This is a genomic window from uncultured Marinobacter sp. (assembly GCF_947488835.1).
Classification (GTDB): Bacteria; Pseudomonadota; Gammaproteobacteria; order Pseudomonadales; family Oleiphilaceae; genus Marinobacter.
Genome location: NZ_CANLBK010000001.1, coordinates 1,501,589 through 1,517,816 on the forward strand (window position 1 = coordinate 1,501,589; position 16,228 = coordinate 1,517,816).

Below are 16,228 nucleotides of genomic sequence, written 5' to 3' on the forward strand. Positions count from 1 at the left end.
ATAAGCATCAAATCGGATAACGTGAGATTACCGCCAAGTCGTGGCGGCCAGGAATATCGTCCTTGCGAACGGCCATTACCTTAGCCCCTGACCGAAGTGCCCGGCCAGCAATTTCATCAATTATCCCATAGCTGGTAGCGTCTTCGTGAGAGCCAAAATCAACCTCACCGGTTTCATCATCAACAAAGCCATCGACCACGCTGTCGATATCAATCAGTAGTTGGTCAATACCACCGTGGGTTGCCAGCCGTGCTGCATCGGAAATATCCGTAGTTGACCGGTTCTGACCGGCGCGCTCCTCGAACAGACGGTGAAACTCTTTTATCTGGCCAGCATAGTATGCATCTAACACCGGCCTTGCAGCCGTTGCCAGCTCTGCATTGCTCATGTGTTCAGGGTTGCCAGCGATAGCATCAGGCAGCGCAGGAATGGCACTCAAGGAACGGAACAATGCCTCCAGCGGTTTCGCTGAAGCCAGAATAAGCGGGCGGTCCGAGCGCATTAGCACGGGGCGCAAAACACTGTTGATCCTGCGCACATAACGTACCAGATAAGAGCCATGCTCTTGGGCGCCATGTCTGTGGCCTGTGCCCGTGTAATTCTTGATGGTCGCGTCACCCACTACGGAGGTAAGGTCCTCCGGCATATCCGCCACTGTGACCTCTCGCGCAGGCAAGTCTGCGGACACTTCTATCAATCTCACTGCGTTCTCTGAAAGAGCCAAAATATGTGCCGTATGCGGGAACGTTACCGCGCGCAGCAGCGGCTTGAGATGGAAACGGTCAGATACCTCAACGATATCTTTCAGCTTGTTGGCCATCCGGTAGGTATGTAATGTCTCCGGCGTAGCCAGAATTGCCAGACTGTTTGCCTGATGACTCCAGAAATCCAGATCGGCCGTCAGATCATCAAACTGTTCCTGCAGCAACGCAATGCGCCGCTTGTCCAGGCCTTTGGCCTCCAGTTGACTCACAGCTTTTTTGACCAGATTGCCGAGATTGATTCGGCTCGCTTCAACTTCGCGACTAAGCGGTGTAGTCGGCAGGTATATCGAGATGGCCGCATCAGAGCGAACCAGATTGAGGTCGCCAATTTCCTTGGCGCTTGGCATGTCTACGTAGTACATGGAAAAAACCTCCTGCAAGTTCAAAACCCTGGCCGAGCGGGGTCGCCCGTACCAGTTCGAACAATCCATTCGGATCTTTACTGGGCGGTTATACCGCCATCCACTACAAATTCAGAGCCTGTGGAGTAGCTTGATTCATCTGATGCCAGAAACAGTATCAGGCTTGAGACCTCTTCAGACTTCGCCAAGCGCTTTAAGGGGATATGTTTCGCGAACTCTTCCACAGCGGCTTTGGTGTCGCCTTGCATAATCATGGGGGTTTCTATCACGCCCGGGTGCACAGAGTTCACTCTGATACCGGACGACGCAACCTCCAGAGCCGCTGCTTTTGTCATACCGCGTACGGCAAACTTGGAATCGGTATAGCCAATGGCTCCACCCACCAAACCATTGATGGACGACACGTTCACGATCGAGCCGCCACCGGCTTTTTTCATTGAGGGAACAACAGCTTTCATCCCCAAAAATACAGACACCTGGTTAATATCCAGTATGCGGCGGTAATCTTCCAGAGATGTATCCAAAAGGGATTTGGACATGGTTATGCCAGCATTGTTTACCAGCACGTCCACTGGTCCAAACCGCTCCTCGGTTGTGCTGACAACGCGAGCCCAGTCTGATTCGCTGGTCACATTCTGCTTCACAAACAGAGCGTTTTCGCCCAGTTCCGCTGCCAAGGCCTGACCCTTCTCTTCATTCAAATCGGTCAAAACAACCTTGGCGCCCTCTCTGATAAAAACGCGGGCGTGGGACGCCCCCATTCCTTGGGCTGCACCGGTTACAATCGCAACCTTACCTTTCAATCGATCCATCTTAATCCCCTAATTTTCAGTAACTTAATTAACGAGGGTCAGTTACATCAATATAGCAGACGGGGTGAAAAGTCGCGTCGGTATTATCCATGATCAATCGGGGCTTCAATTCGACGTGCACCTGAGCAAAGCCAAACTCACGACAGCAATTTCATTTCACGGCGATCTCGTTTACGCCAACAAACGCCCAATCATATACCCCACCTGCATATCGCTTACCCGTCCCAGCTGTGTAAAACGAATAGTGCCGTCCTTATCAATCAATACCAATGAGGGCGTACCCTGAAGGTTAAGCTTCTGCATCATCACGGGCACGGGGCCTGTCTCGGAGGGCAAGTCAATTGCTATGGGAAACTTCAGCCGGTACTCATGGATAAAAACCTTGAGCGCATCGGGTGTCATCACATGGTGGTGTTCAAACACTGAGTGCAGGCCAATCACCTGCACTTCATCACTTCGATACATCTCATGGATTGCCGCGGCTTGCGGCAATCCATGAGTCACACAGCCCGGGCACAGCATCTGGAATGCATGCAGTACAACCACCTGCCCCCGCAGCTTTTCCAACTGCAATGGCTCATTTGTATTCAGCCAACTGGCTACCGTTAATTCCGGAGCAATAACGCCTGTGCCGAGCATGGCCGGGCCTCCCTATTTGTACACCCTCAGGTCATTGCGGGGATTTGGCCCACATCTATCGACGCTTTATTGGCGAACCGCAGAGACTTCGATTTCAATCAACCAACCAGGATTGGCCAATGCCGCTACTTCAACCGCTGAGCGAACCGGCAAATTAGGTTGCGCCTCCGTGCCAAAGAATTTGGTGTAGCCGTCCATAAACCCTGAGAAATCCACCTTCCCATCTTGCGCCACAAGGAACACCTGCATGCGATAGATATCGCCCATGGTCAGATCAAGTGACTTTAGGGCTTTCTCAATAGCTTGCAGGACAGAGGTTGCCTGCTCCTCCATCGAACCATATGCCGCCGTGGTTCCCGCGTCAGCTTTGTCATTGATAACAGCTGGAACCTGACCACTCAGGTGCACCAGCGCCTTACTGGCAGGTATTTCAACCGCTAGTGATATCGGAAAATCCGAGTTTGGTAATTTATGACGAATCACATCGTGGCCGCCAGCATGACTGTCTGCATAAGCATTAACGACACCAGCACAAAGGCCCGCAATTGCTAATGTAAAAATAGATTTACGCATTCATTACTCCTCACGTGCGCCGCTGAGCACTCTCAGTAACACACGCTATTGGTTAGCGGTTAGTCATCGTTTTCACATCTTCCAGTGTCGCCTTCTCTTGGTAGTCATTACCAAAATGAGTTCGCACATAGTTCACCACTTCCACAATCTGTTCATCCGTCAAATAATGCTTAAAACTCGGCATCCCCCCCAACCCATTGACCAAAACATAAATAGGGTAGCCCGGCGCTGCCAACTTGGCGTTTTCGGCCAGTGCGGGATAAAACCCGGCACCGGTGGAAACACCTTTTCCGCCCTCCATGTGGCAGCCTTGGCAGATGCTGTTGTAGAGGTCCTCACCGGTTTTCTGTTCGAAACTGCTACTTTCAGAAACTGTCGGCGTGCCGGCGACAGCCGGAAACGATGCGAACGCATAACTGCCGAGCATAAGAGCAAGCATGGTTAACTTTTTCATGGTGGACTCCTATCAGGCTGTTTGCTTCTTGGATTGAAGCGCGTGTTGGTGCAAGCGTTTGATCGCGTCCAACGACGACAAGATCGCGCCTTCCATCCACGCCGGTATATAGGATGCATGCTCACCGGCCAGCACAACGCGCCCGTCAATCTCACACAGGTTCTTGTAATGAGCTTTACGGGTTTCCGGTGTCCATAAACCATAACAACCATTAACCCACGGCACCCTGTGCCACGCGACGGAGATACCATTATCGTATTCGTCCATGTACTGCGGGTGTATTTTCGCCCCGTATTCGAGGGCTTTCTTCACCCGCATTTCCGGAGTCATCGAGGTAAACTCATAGGAATTCTCATCCCACAAGTACGCGCCCAGCAATACTCCTTTGCCGGAAGAATGGTAATCGGTACTTGGGTAGCTGATTAGCTCGATGGGCATGTCGGTAAAGGTTATACCACCGTATATGTGGTCATCCTCTTCCCAGAATCGACGTTTGAACTGCAACCCGACTTTAACACTGCTGTCATAGGGTACTGCGCGAATGGCGTTCGTCAGTTTGCTACTGAATGTGGAGGGTATTTGCCCAAGGATCGAGAGCGGAATGGTGCAGACGCACCAATCGGCGGTTTCCGTCATGGTTTCGCCCGGATTCAGACTATCAACATAGTTAACAGTCACGCCGTTGTCGTCCTGATCAATCTTCGTTACTTTGCTGCTGTAGCGAATCAGGCTGCCAACCTCCTTCTCAAAGGCTTTGGCAATCATATCCATACCGCCGATAGGCTGGAATAAGGTGGCCTGATAATCGTAGGAGTGGCCCTCGTTCAGATGCTTCCAAAGCGTTGAGTTAAGCAGCTCTGCGCGACCCATTGGCTGGGAGAATTGCTGTTCAGGCATTAGGCCACCGGCGGGGTCAATGTCGAAGCCCCTCATGAGGCTCGACTCTACGCTTTTGACGTATTTGCCGTCATCGTTGAGTGCACCCCATTCACGCATTACCAGCAGCAGACGCTCGGTGTCTTCTTTCGTCATGGCCTGATCGAGCGCTTTCTGATTGACACACTTGGCAAGAAGTTCTGCAACGTGCCCCTGGAAATCCGCCTTTACTTCGCGGTAGCGCTTTGGCTTACCACCGAACGCTTTGGTGCTGTGGAAGTAGGCGTTGTGGTTGATCTGGGTAAACACTTCCAGCTTTACATCAAACTGCTTGCAGTAGTGCAAAACCGCGTGATGGTGATAGGGAATACGCCATGGGCCGGGGTTAAGATAAAGACCTTTGTCGAACTTACACTCCTGGGTAGCGCCCCCCAGCTCAGTGTATTTGTCGCCGCCGCGTAACGTCCAGCAACGACCTCCCGCTTTCTGGTTGTACTCAAGAATCTTCACCTTGTACCCGGCTTTGCGAAGCTCGTAAGCCGCAGTCATACCGGCAAGACCACCTCCGAGCACGAGTACGGACGCCCCTGCTGGCGCGCCGCTCAATTCATAATTCTTGCTGTCAAAATTGGATTCGGCTGCAAAACCGAGCGTTGTCATGGCTTGGTACATTGCAACGGCTCCGGCCGTCTTACCAATCCACGAAAGCAGCTCCCTTCTACTAAAACCCTGAGTCGGTTCCATGTTCCACGATCTCCCCAGTAGGTACGATCATCGACCTTGAATACATTAACCAGCAATAATCATACGATTAGACAGTTACTGTTACCGCTACATCAGGTTCAGAAAATTATTATATCTGCCTCCATAAACTTAGTATCTGCACGCAAAAGGCGCAAACACTGCACCGACGATTTAATATCCTTTTTTTGCGAGAACATTGCGCTGAGTTCTCTAAAGCCAGGACTACTCCAACGCTCCATTAACAATCGCCCGCAACTCCTGCCGGATGGGGTAGGTCGATGAAGGGATCAGTTGCGTCATAAAGATCACCACCAACTCCTCAACCGGATCGACAAAAAAACTGGTGCTCGCCAACCCACCCCAGCCATATTCGCCAACAGTCCCGTTTGTCTGGGATTTGGCAACGTCGGTTTTTACCGAAAAGCCAAGCCCAAAGCCTGTGCCTGCATAGGGTGCCTCGCTGAACGAACCAACTGCCAACCCCGGAAGATCCTGGTTTCCTGGCAGGTGGTTACAACGCATAAACTCCAGGGTTTTGCGCCCAATAATCCTCTGTCCCCGAAAGTCCCCGCCCTGACACAGCGCCTGGGCAAAGTGGAAGTAATCGTCAATGGTGGAGACCAAACCGCCACCGCCAGACTGAAACCGCCCCTTGCTCCGGAAAGGTGAAGTTTCTGGATCGTCCTGAAGTTTGAGCGAATCACCCGGCTGATACTGATAACAAGCCGCAAATCGATCCAACTGATCGTCTCTGACATAAAAGCCGGTATCAGGCATCTCCAACGGATCGAAGATATTCTCGCGCAGGTATTCATCAAAAGGCTGATCCGCCAGCAACTGCACCAGATACCCCAGCACATCGGTGCTGACGGAATAGTTCCAGGCGGTGCCCGGCGAGAACTCCAGGGGCAGTTCCGCCAGCTGATTGACCAAGGTCTCCATCGTCAGATTCCGGCTACCATCAAGCCCTAATTCGCGATAAGCAGCATCTACGTTGGTGCGATTCATAAACCCGTAGGTCAGGCCAGACATATGGGTGAACAGATCACGAATAGTCATAGTGTTGGTTGCAGGCGCTGTCAAAAAATGAGGATAGACACCGCTTTTATACACCCGCCGATTCTTCCAGGCTGGAATATACTTGTGCACTGGATCATCCAGCAGAAACCGCCCCTGTTCATAGAGCTGCATCATGGCGATAGACGTAATCGGCTTGGTCATGGAGTAAATGCGAAAAATGGTATCGCGGCATACGGGCTTTTTACGTTCTACATCCATCAACCCTTGCGCTTTTACATACGCAACTTCCCCTCTTCGGGCCACCAGGGTCAGCGCACCGGGCAAATTTCCGGGCTGGATATAACGGCGATCAAGGTGGCGTTCAATATTGAGAAGTCGATCCGATGAGAGGCCAGCAATCTGTTTTATTTCCATCATGGAGGGGGCACCTTATTTGTCTGACACCTTGATTATTGCACCACTCAGCCAGAATCGGCAGCAAACGCTTGTAGCGCCCGAGACCTAAGCGGAATTTACCCGGCAATTTTCTTGAACTTTAGATGAAAAGGCTGAACACTCTAAGAGCAAACAATCAATCATTTCCGGCCACAGCGAGTAGCCCTTTGACTACACCTTCAGATAAAGAGGCCAATTCAACAAATACACGCCCTGATACAAGCGGTGTGGCCGAAAACGAACCGGGAAATTCCCATATTTACAGGCTAACAGGAATATACCGGGCTCTTAGCGAAATGAATCAGGCCATTAACCGAATGAGTGGCGAGGAAGAATTGTTTCCGCTCGTGTGTAGATCGGCCGTAGATTTAGCCGGAATGAGCATGGCCTGGGTTGGCATTTTCGATCCCGAATCAGAGCGCATTGTTCCAGTAGTAAGCTACGGGGCGGAAACGGATTATCTGAACCACTTAAACACCTCTGTGCGGCCGGGAAGATCGGGCAACCAGGGCCCTTCCGCGGCAGCTTATTGCAGCAACGACGCTGTAATCATCAAGGATCGAGTAAACAAGGCAGGCTCAGCACTCCCAGCCGAACACGCAAGCGACCCACAATGGGGCAGCAGTGGCAGCTTCCCCATCCAGCGGAATGGAAAACCTTTTGCCGTGTTTTCAGCGTATCACGGTGAAAGGGAGTTTTTCGGCGATGAAGTCACCAACCTGTTCAACGAGCTGGCCCGCGACCTCACATTCGCACTCGACAACCTTGACCGGGAAAAGCAGCGCCGCGAAGCCGTTGAAGCTCTCCGTGTCAGTGAGCAGCATTTTCGGGCCTATTTCGAGCGCTCCATGTTTGGCATGGCGACCACCAGCCCGGATAGAGGCTGGATAGAGGTAAACCAGGCACTCTGCGACATGCTCGGTTACACAGAGAAAGAGCTGCTCGCAACAAGGTGGACCGATCTGATTCACCCTGAAGATCTCGAGGTTGGCCAAGCCCATTATCAGCAGCTGATTGACGGTACAGTGGATGAGCGATCTGTTGAAAGACGGTTTATCCACAAATCCGGCCACGCCATCGACACTCATCTGGCCTTGCGTGCCGTTCGAAATACGGACCAGAGCTTTGCGTATGTTGTGTCGCTAGTTGAGGACATTTCTCCCCGAAAGATGGCAGAACGCCGCGAACAGATGCGGCAAGACACTCTGGAGCAAGTCGCTAAAGGCGGCTCCCTGGACGAAATCCTATCGCAAGTCATTGCATCGGCAGAATCAATTCTCTCCAATTCAATGTGCTCTATCCTTCTGATGGACGAAGAAGGTAAACACCTTTTGAGTGGCGCAGCGCCAAGTTTGCCGGAGTTCTTCACCAAGACCATTAGTGGTGTTGAGATCGGGCTGGGTGTGGGCTCTTGCGGAACCGCCGCCTTCAAGGGCGAACGCGTTGTTGTTGAAAATATCGCCTCTCACCCCTACTGGGAAAATTTTAAAGATCTGGCCGCCTCCGCTGGGCTTGGGGCCTGCTGGTCTGAACCCATCCATTCTTCATCCGGCAAGGTTTTAGGCACCTTCGCCATTTATCGCAAGGAACCAAGTGCACCGGATAAACAGGAAATCTTGCTAATAGAGAAAGCTGCCAATCTGGTCAGTATTGCCATCGAAAGAACCCAAGCACAAGAAGAGCTCCACTTGGCCTCTTCTATCTACGAAAACACAGCCGAGGCACTGCTGGTTACCGATGCAAACAACAGAATCATTGCACTCAATCCTGCATTTACCCGGATAACGGGCTATACCATTGAGGATCTGAAGGGCAGAGACACATCGGCTCTTCATTCCGGCCGCCACAGCGCCGATTTCTACCAAGCTATTTGGGCCAATGTCGCCCTAAAAGGTTTTTGGCAAGGAGAGGCCTGGAATCGCCGCAAAAACGGCGAAGCCTTTCCCTCATGGCTCACTGTCAGCGTGATTCACAATGACAAAGGTGATATCCAGCGTCATGTCATTATGGGCTCTGACATTACTGACAAGGTTCGTACAGAAGAGCTGGTCTGGCGCCAGGCAAACTACGATTTTTTGACCAACCTACCCAACCGCTACATGCTCCAGGATCGTCTGGAACAGGAAATCCGGGCTTCCCTTAGCCACGGAACATTGCTGGCACTAGTGCTCATTGACCTTGACCACTTCAAGGACGTTAACGATTCCCTCGGGCGCCCAGTGGGAGATCAGCTGCTGATAGAGGCGGCAGAGCGGATCAGCGATTGTGTCAGAGACTCCGATACCGTGGCCCGCATGGGCGGCGACGAGTTCACGGTTATCCTGCCCCGACTCGCAAACACGATCGACGGTGAAAAGGTAGCTGAACAAATCATCAGTGCGCTGGCCGAGCCATACTCCATACAAAGCCAATCCATCTATGTTCAGGCCAGTGTTGGCATTACCTTCTGCCCCAATGATGCTTCAAACGTTGACCAGCTAATCAGCAACGCCGATCAGGCCATGTATGCATCGAAAACATCGGGACGAAACCGCCTGAGTTATTTTACCCAATCCCTTCACGATGAAGCCCGAAAGCGCCTTTCGCTGATAAATGACATGCGTTCGGCGATTAAGAACAAGCAATTCGAACTCTATTTCCAGCCTATCGTTGATTTGGCAACTGGAAAGGTCTGCAATGCAGAAGCGCTTATCCGCTGGAATCATCCCGAGCGAGGAATGATCAGCCCGGTGGAATTTATTCCTCTGGCAGAAGAGACAGGGTTAATCGTCGGCATCGGTGATTGGGTGTTTCGCGAAGCGGCCCTCCACATAAAGCGCTGGGGCGAATTATGCAATAGCGGCGTTCAGGTGTCGGTAAACATGTCACCGGTGCAGTTTCAAAGCGACGCCCTGAACATCGCAGACTGGCTGGATCACCTGAAATCTCTCGAGTTGGACCCGAAGCACCTCAGCATCGAAATCACTGAAGGCCTGCTTCTGAATGCCAGCGACAACGTTAAGAATAAGCTGCTCCGTTTCCGGGATGCTGGAATACAGGTAGCCATTGACGACTTTGGCGTTGGCTACTCCGCCCTGTCGTATCTAAAGCGGTTCGATATCGACTACCTCAAGATTGATCAGTCTTTTATTCAAAACCTTGAAACGGATCAAAACGATCTGGTGCTTTCAGAAGCCATTGTCATCATGGCCCACAGGCTCGGCCTGAAGGTTATCGCCGAAGGTGTCGAGACCGAAGCACAACGCCAACTGTTGTTGGAAATCGGGTGTGATTACGGGCAGGGATACCTCTTCTCTCGACCATTGCCAGTTACAGCGTTTGAAGACTTCCTCATGAAAACATTAAAACCGAATTGAAACAGGTGTGAAACACCTCTCTCAAATAAACATTTTTCTGTTCACCATCAGATATATATTTGCGCAATCAACTTTCCCATGGCGCTACTTAAATCTAAAATACCAGTAACGGACTACTCTCTTTTCTATTATCAGGGCAACTGGCTTATGAACTGCACACTACGGATAGCGCTTTACGCTATCGCAATGATCTCTCTTTTTGGCTGCAGTGAGTCAGAGAAAGCCACTTTCCACCCGGTGATTCAACCAGTCAAAGTGATGACGATCGGCAGCGAAGACGCGACCCTGGCCCGTGAGTTCCCTGCCACTGTCAGAGCAAGTCAGCGGGTTACTATGGCCTTTCAGGTACCCGGTCGGTTAGTCGAGTTTCCAGTGCAAGAAGGCCTGATCGTCAAAAAAGGCACGCTGCTCGGTAAACTGGACCCATCAGATTACAACAGTAATTTGGCCGCCGCGCGCACACAGTTGCAAGCGGTAGAGGCAAATTTCAATCGCGCCAAAGATCTGATCAAGAAGAAGTACGTCTCCCAAGCTGAGTACGACAAGATCGAATCCAGTTATAACGTTGCCCAAACTGAACTTGAAAAAGCACAGAAAGCGGTGAACGAAACCAGCCTTATTGCGCCCTTCGAAGGCGTTATTGCCCGCACATTTGTCGACAATTTTCAGGAAGTGCAAGCCAAAGAGCCAGTCTTGAATCTACACAACAATCTCGCACTGGAAGTCGTGGTTGATATACCGGAAAACCTGATTGTGCGTTACAGCAACCAGGGCACGGCGATCGATCTGAGCGCCCGGTTCGATGGCATACCAAACCGCACTTTCCCGCTCGCCATTAAAGAACACGCCACTGAGGCCAACTCTGATACACAGACTTTCCAGTATGTGCTTTCTATAGAAGACACCGCAGGCCAAAACCTGCTACCTGGAATGACCGCCATTGTTCGCGCACAACAAAAACCAGACAACAGCAACAGTGAGACACTCATAGCAGTGCCGCTGTCGGCCGTGGTCGCCGACAGCAAACAACAGAAAATCGTCTGGATCGTCAATGACGACGGCAAAGTCAGCAAGCGCCCTGTGGAAACCGGTGATTTGGTGGGCTCCAGCAATATTCTGATCACCAACGGACTGGAAACAGGCGACACCCTTGCCATTGCCGGCGCGTCGTCGCTAACCGAAGGCATGCAAGTAAAACCTATCGATAAAGTGGAGTTCTGATCCACTATGAACATTGCTGCATGGAGCATTAAAAACAGCACCATCACCTGGATTGTTGTCCTTGTCATGGTGGCGATGGGTTACCACTCTTTCAACAATCTCAGCCGCCTTGAGGACCCCGAATTCACCATCAAGGAAGCCAAAGTCGTCACGCCGTATCCCGGGGCGACTGCCAGCGAGGTTGAAGAGGAAGTCAGCAACCTCATAGAACAGACTGCCCAAAAGATGGGTCAGTTGTTCTATGTGGAATCCCACTCATATCGCGACAAGTCCATTGTCTCGGTAAAAATACTCGATCAGTACGACAAGTCGCGATTGCCGCAAGTCTGGGATGAGCTTCGGCACAAAATCAGTGACGTGCAATCCCAGCTTCCCCCGGGAGCCGGGCCGTCTCAGGTGATTGATGATTTTGGGGACGTTTATGGCGTATATCTGGCCATCACCGGTGACGGATACAGCCAGAACGAGCTCTACGAGTTCGCCAAATTTCTGAAGCGCGAATTGTTGCTGGTTGATGGCGTCAAAAGCATTGCGCTATATGGCGAACCACAGGAAACCATTTACGTAGAGCCCTACACGGAAAAAATGTCGGCATTGGGCATACCCCCTACCGCGATATTCAATGTGCTGGGCGACAAAAACACGGTCGCTTACGCCGGGTACGCCCGCGCTGGCGATGCCCGCCTTGCCGTTCAGGTGTCTGGCGAACTGGACTCCGCGGAGCAATTCAAATCACTGATGATTGCAAGCCGGGGCAGTAGTAGCAGCCAAATCGTACTGGGCGATATTGCCAACGTGTACCGTGGGCAACAGGAGCCGGCCAAAAATGTACTCCGCTTTAACGGTGAGCAAGCTATCGGCCTGGCCATTTCAGCTCGCTCCGGAAGCAATGTCATCACCATGGGCGAAGGCCTCGACGCCAGGTTGGAACAGCTGAAGCCGCAAATTCCATTGGGCATGACCCTCAATCCCATATCGATCCAATCCGATGCTGTATCAGAAGCCATCAGTGGCTTTACCGTCAGCTTGCTACAAGCAGTAGCCATCGTGGTACTGGTCTTGCTGGTGTTTATGGGCCTGCGCAGTGGACTGATTATCGGCGCGGTACTGCTGATCACCATCATGGGCACATTCATTTTCATGAACATTTACGCCATCAACCTTGAACGCATTTCACTGGGCGCACTTATCATTGCCCTTGGTATGTTGGTGGACAATGCCATCGTGGTCACCGATGGTATTCGTATGCGCATGCAGCAAGGGGAAGACGCCCTCTCTGCTGCCAGTAAAGTTGTCAGCCAGACAGCCATTCCCTTACTGGGCGCCACAGCCATTGCCGTTACGGCCTTTGCCGCCATCGGCACATCAGACGACTCCACCGGCGAGTACACTCGCTCCCTGTTTTCGGTCATCCTGATTTCGCTGTCCCTGAGTTGGTTCACCGCAGTAACCGTAACGCCTTTACTGTGCCACAAGTTTTTGAAAACGACCGTTACGGGCGATGACCAGCAAGCCTACTCATCGGGCTTTTATCGCAAGTACCAAGGCATGCTTCACAAAGCCATTCAGCACCGTTGGTTGACCATCGGCATCACCGCGATGTTGTTTGTAGTTGCCGTGGTGGGCTTTGGCTCCGTCAAGCAAAGCTTCTTCCCCGACTCTACCCGCCCGCAATTTTACGTGGACCTTTGGTTCCCGGGTGATGCCGATATCAGTACCGCATCTGAGGGCTCAAAAGCATTTGAGGAGATTTTAGCCGGTTATGAAGGCGTCACTCGGGTAACTACGCAAGTGGGCGGCAGTTCACCGCGGTTCCTGCTGACGTATTCTCCGGAGCAGCCAAGCCCCAACTTTGCTCGGATTCTGGTAGATGTCGAGAACTACGAAACGCTGGCCCACCTGACCGAGAAAGCCCAACACGAGCTTGAAACGCTCCGCCCTGGCGTTGGCGTGAACGTTAAAAAGTTTGTGCTCGGGCCCGCTACCGGTGGCAAGATTCAGCTGCGCATTTCCGGACCAGACCCTGAAGTGTTGCGACAGCTCGCCAGCAACGCCAAACAAGTGCTGGCCGCACACCCCAATGTAAAAGGGCTGCGCGATGAATGGGGCGATCTGGTAAAGGTGATCAAACCGGAGATTGCCGACGCTCAGGCCCAGAAGCTCGGGCTGGTGCGCGCTGACATTGCCCAGGCAACGGCCTTTGCTGTTGACGGCGTGCGTGTAGGCACCTATCGCGAAGGCGACGAGTTGCTGCCGATTATTGCGCGGGCGCCAATAGGCGAGCGAATGAGCCTGAACAACCTTGACCAGGTGTCTATATGGAGCCCGGCTGCTCAAAGCATGGTTCCACTGGGCCAGGCTGTCTCTGATTTCGATGTTGGTTTTGAGAACGCGCATATCTGGAGACAGGACCGCATCACCATGCTGCGCTTGCACTTCGATCAGCGCGAGGGGTTATCCTCAGAACTTCTGGCTGACATCAAGGCCGATGTAGAGAAGGCATTGAATGCTGACGTGCGTGAGTATCTCGGACTATCAGACGATGCAGATATACAACACACCAATAAAACAATCCCTCTACGATACCGTGACCGAATCCCGGTGGCAGACATGACCGGCTACTATTTTGCCTGGGGCGGCGAGAATGAAGACTCTATCAAGGGTTCAACATCCATTGCCGAATCTATTCCGGTGTTTTTCGGGCTGATGGTGTTCATCGTGATTGCACTGTTTAACTCCATTCGCAAAACGCTTGTGATATGGCTTGTAGTGCCTCTGGCCATTATTGGAGTAACGGCGGGGCTACTGCTGTTCAACCAGCCCTTTGGCTTTATGGCGCTGCTGGGCTTCATGAGCCTGGCCGGCATGCTGATCAAAAATGCCATCGTGCTGGTTGATCAGATTGACGTCGAACTGGCCAGCGGAAAGGCGCCCATTGAGGCGATTGTTGATTCCGGAACCAGTCGTTTGATTCCCGTAGCCATGGCTGCATTAACGACGATTCTGGGCATGCTGCCTTTGCTGACAGATGCTTTCTTCGTCGCCATGGCAGTCACCATCATGTTCGGACTTGGTTTTGCAACGATCCTCACACTCGTGGTGGTACCGGTTCTGTACGCAACCTTGTTCCGGTTTCGCAACTAACGTTTGTAAAGGGCAGTCCGACTGAAACACGTTGTGTTCAGTCGGACTCTGCACCAATCTCCTGAAATGCCTGAACCAGCGTCTCAGGCTCCTGAGCTCCAGAGATAAGATATTTTCCGTTGACTACATAGGCCGGCACACCCGTAACACCCGCCTGCTGATATTTGGCTTCGTCTTCTCGCACCGCCGCCGCGTATTGGTCCGACTCCAGTACTGCTTTGGCTTTTGCGGAATCCAACCCCAGAGACTCCACGCACTTGATCAGAACAACGTGGTCGGAGACGTTCTCTGCCTTACCGAAATAGGCAGTGAACAGCGCTTGTTTCATAGCGGTCTGCTGGCCCTGTTCGCCGGCCCATTTCACCAGTCGGTGGGCATCGAAGGTATTGCACACCAGGCGCTCCTGAATCTTCTCAAAGTTAAGGCCAAGATCCGTCGCGACAGTCATCATCTGGTTCTGAGTGGCGCGCAACTCATCTTCACTCCGGCCATACTTGCGGGCGAGCGCCGGCAAAATTGGCTCGCCATCTCCGCTGCTATCCGGGTTCAGCTCAAAAGCATGCCACTGAACCTCAAACTCATACTCTGGTGCCAACTGTTCCATGGCTCGCTCCAAACGGGCGTAGCCAATGGCACACCAAGGACAAGCGATGTCAGAAACAATATCAATACTCATCTTGTTCATAGCGGATCCTGTTAATTGCCTGGGCCAACCAAAAGCCCCAATAGGTTCAAAAACTACCTTATGATTTCATCATAGTGCTCGTTTGACTCTGGAGCTGTCCAATTTGGGCGCTGCCGGGCAACCAATGAAATCTGTTAGAATCGCCCCTAATCAACACCACCCCTGACACATTAACCGGCCACTCTGCATGAAGCTCAATCCCTTTAACACCCGCATCGGCCTGGCTCTAGGAGGCGGCGCTGCCAAAGGCATTGCCCACATTGGTGTTCTGAAAGCGTTCGAAGAAGAGGGAATCCGGATTCATTGCATTTCAGGTACCAGTGTGGGTGCGCTGGTTGCCAGTTATTACGCCTTCGGGCGCCCGGTGGAATCCATACTTTCCATTGGTTCGGCGTTGAATCTATCCAAGATCCTGAACTTTACCTTTGAACGCGGGGGCCTGTTCAGCACGCAAGCTATTCGCGAGATGATTCTGCGGGATCTGGGGGATTGCCTCATCGAAGACGCCAACATCCCGCTCGCTATTTGTGCGACGGATATTGAAACTGGCAGGCAGTTGATATTCAAAACGGGAAACCTGGCAGATGCGGTTTGTGCCTCCATGGCTGTGCCTGGTCTGTTTGTTCCGGTCGAGGTGAACGGACGGATTCTGGTAGACGGGGGGCTGGTTGAAAATGTTCCGATTTCACCCTTGGCAAAGATGGGCGCGGGTATCACCGTGGCCATTGATCTGAGCCATGTCAGCCAGTACCAAAAGCCGGAGGACACCTTCGATGTAATCAGTAACGCCATCAACATTGCGATCGATTTTAACACTCGCAAACAATTGAAAGAGGCGGATATTGTGGTGCCTTTGAATTTAAGCGGTTACAGCCTCACAAACAATGCAAAGCTTGCGCAAGAGCTATACATGGAAGGCTACCGTCCCATGAAAAAGAAGATTCAACAGGTGCTCTGGTACAAACGGGCAAATGTTTTTATGTATCTTCTCAAAGCCACCAGAAAACTGCTCCCGCTGAAGGTGCCTGAGATTATTAAAGATCTGAAAAACCACTTATTGGCCTTTCGCAACCGAATCTAGCAATTTAAACAGTAATGGCAGTGATCCAAAAACGCGTATACAGACTACTCTGTAAACCAGCC

Annotated in this window: 12 protein-coding genes; 4 read left to right on the forward strand and 8 right to left on the reverse strand. The window is 52.0% G+C overall.

Annotation, left to right across the window (positions count from 1 at the left end; translation table 11 throughout):
- Positions 1–7 precede the first annotated feature (7 nt).
- The 7 genes from Q0824_RS06930 to Q0824_RS06960 all read right to left on the reverse strand — a co-directional run bounded on the left by Q0824_RS06930 (position 8) and on the right by Q0824_RS06960 (position 6,661).
- The gene (locus tag Q0824_RS06930; RefSeq protein ID WP_298448771.1) at positions 8–1,126 is read right to left on the reverse strand and encodes a hypothetical protein; all 1,119 of its coding nucleotides are present in this window, start codon (positions 1,124–1,126) and stop codon (positions 8–10) included.
- 77 nt (positions 1,127–1,203) lie between these two features.
- Positions 1,204–1,938 (reverse strand): glucose 1-dehydrogenase, encoded by a 735-nt coding sequence (locus tag Q0824_RS06935; RefSeq protein ID WP_298448772.1) that lies wholly within the window; start codon positions 1,936–1,938, stop codon positions 1,204–1,206.
- A gap of 171 nt (positions 1,939–2,109) precedes the next feature.
- On the reverse strand, positions 2,110–2,577 hold the full coding sequence (locus tag Q0824_RS06940; protein WP_298448773.1) for a redoxin domain-containing protein: 468 nt from the start codon (positions 2,575–2,577) through the stop codon (positions 2,110–2,112).
- 66 nt (positions 2,578–2,643) lie between these two features.
- Complete coding sequence (locus tag Q0824_RS06945; protein WP_298448775.1) at positions 2,644–3,150, reverse strand: RidA family protein; 507 nt, start codon at positions 3,148–3,150, stop codon at positions 2,644–2,646.
- A 52-nt stretch (positions 3,151–3,202) separates the two neighbouring features.
- Positions 3,203–3,604, reverse strand: a complete 402-nt coding sequence (locus Q0824_RS06950; RefSeq protein ID WP_298448777.1) for a cytochrome c — start codon at positions 3,602–3,604, stop codon at positions 3,203–3,205.
- 12 nt (positions 3,605–3,616) lie between these two features.
- On the reverse strand, positions 3,617–5,224 hold the full coding sequence (locus tag Q0824_RS06955; RefSeq protein ID WP_298448779.1) for a flavin monoamine oxidase family protein: 1,608 nt from the start codon (positions 5,222–5,224) through the stop codon (positions 3,617–3,619).
- Between the two features lie 222 nt (positions 5,225–5,446).
- Entirely contained in the window at positions 5,447–6,661 is a 1,215-nt protein-coding gene (locus tag Q0824_RS06960) for a serine hydrolase domain-containing protein (RefSeq protein WP_298448781.1), read from the reverse strand.
- 335 nt (positions 6,662–6,996) lie between these two features.
- On the opposite strand from Q0824_RS06960, the gene Q0824_RS06965 reads away from it, so the two are divergent.
- From Q0824_RS06965 to Q0824_RS06975, 3 genes are all read left to right on the forward strand, one after another.
- Entirely contained in the window at positions 6,997–10,035 is a 3,039-nt protein-coding gene (locus Q0824_RS06965; RefSeq protein WP_298449554.1) for an EAL domain-containing protein, read from the forward strand.
- A 147-nt stretch (positions 10,036–10,182) separates the two neighbouring features.
- Positions 10,183–11,256 carry an efflux RND transporter periplasmic adaptor subunit gene (locus Q0824_RS06970; protein ID WP_298448783.1) on the forward strand — a complete coding sequence of 358 codons (1,074 nt, stop codon included), beginning with the start codon at positions 10,183–10,185 and terminating at the stop codon, positions 11,254–11,256.
- 6 nt (positions 11,257–11,262) lie between these two features.
- On the forward strand, positions 11,263–14,400 hold the full coding sequence (locus Q0824_RS06975) for an efflux RND transporter permease subunit (protein ID WP_298448785.1): 3,138 nt from the start codon (positions 11,263–11,265) through the stop codon (positions 14,398–14,400).
- A gap of 37 nt (positions 14,401–14,437) precedes the next feature.
- Here the strand turns inward: Q0824_RS06975 and Q0824_RS06980 are convergent, their stop codons facing one another.
- Complete coding sequence (locus tag Q0824_RS06980; RefSeq protein WP_298448787.1) at positions 14,438–15,085, reverse strand: DsbA family oxidoreductase; 648 nt, start codon at positions 15,083–15,085, stop codon at positions 14,438–14,440.
- Between the two features lie 187 nt (positions 15,086–15,272).
- On the opposite strand from Q0824_RS06980, the gene Q0824_RS06985 reads away from it, so the two are divergent.
- Positions 15,273–16,166 carry a patatin-like phospholipase family protein gene (locus Q0824_RS06985; RefSeq protein WP_298448789.1) on the forward strand — a complete coding sequence of 298 codons (894 nt, stop codon included), beginning with the start codon at positions 15,273–15,275 and terminating at the stop codon, positions 16,164–16,166.
- Positions 16,167–16,228 lie beyond the last annotated feature (62 nt).

Coding starts and splice junctions, on each gene's coding strand:
- Q0824_RS06955 (WP_298448779.1), bottom strand. CDS start 5,224: ATGGAACCGACTCAGGGTTTTAGTAGAAGGGAGCTGCTTTCGTGGATT.
- Q0824_RS06935 (WP_298448772.1), bottom strand. CDS start 1,938: ATGGATCGATTGAAAGGTAAGGTTGCGATTGTAACCGGTGCAGCCCAA.
- Q0824_RS06940 (WP_298448773.1), bottom strand. CDS start 2,577: ATGCTCGGCACAGGCGTTATTGCTCCGGAATTAACGGTAGCCAGTTGG.
- Q0824_RS06930 (WP_298448771.1), bottom strand. CDS start 1,126: ATGTACTACGTAGACATGCCAAGCGCCAAGGAAATTGGCGACCTCAAT.
- Q0824_RS06980 (WP_298448787.1), bottom strand. CDS start 15,085: ATGAACAAGATGAGTATTGATATTGTTTCTGACATCGCTTGTCCTTGG.
- Q0824_RS06965 (WP_298449554.1), top strand. CDS start 6,997: ATGAGTGGCGAGGAAGAATTGTTTCCGCTCGTGTGTAGATCGGCCGTA.
- Q0824_RS06960 (WP_298448781.1), bottom strand. CDS start 6,661: ATGATGGAAATAAAACAGATTGCTGGCCTCTCATCGGATCGACTTCTC.
- Q0824_RS06950 (WP_298448777.1), bottom strand. CDS start 3,604: ATGAAAAAGTTAACCATGCTTGCTCTTATGCTCGGCAGTTATGCGTTC.
- Q0824_RS06945 (WP_298448775.1), bottom strand. CDS start 3,150: ATGCGTAAATCTATTTTTACATTAGCAATTGCGGGCCTTTGTGCTGGT.
- Q0824_RS06970 (WP_298448783.1), top strand. CDS start 10,183: ATGAACTGCACACTACGGATAGCGCTTTACGCTATCGCAATGATCTCT.
- Q0824_RS06975 (WP_298448785.1), top strand. CDS start 11,263: ATGAACATTGCTGCATGGAGCATTAAAAACAGCACCATCACCTGGATT.
- Q0824_RS06985 (WP_298448789.1), top strand. CDS start 15,273: ATGAAGCTCAATCCCTTTAACACCCGCATCGGCCTGGCTCTAGGAGGC.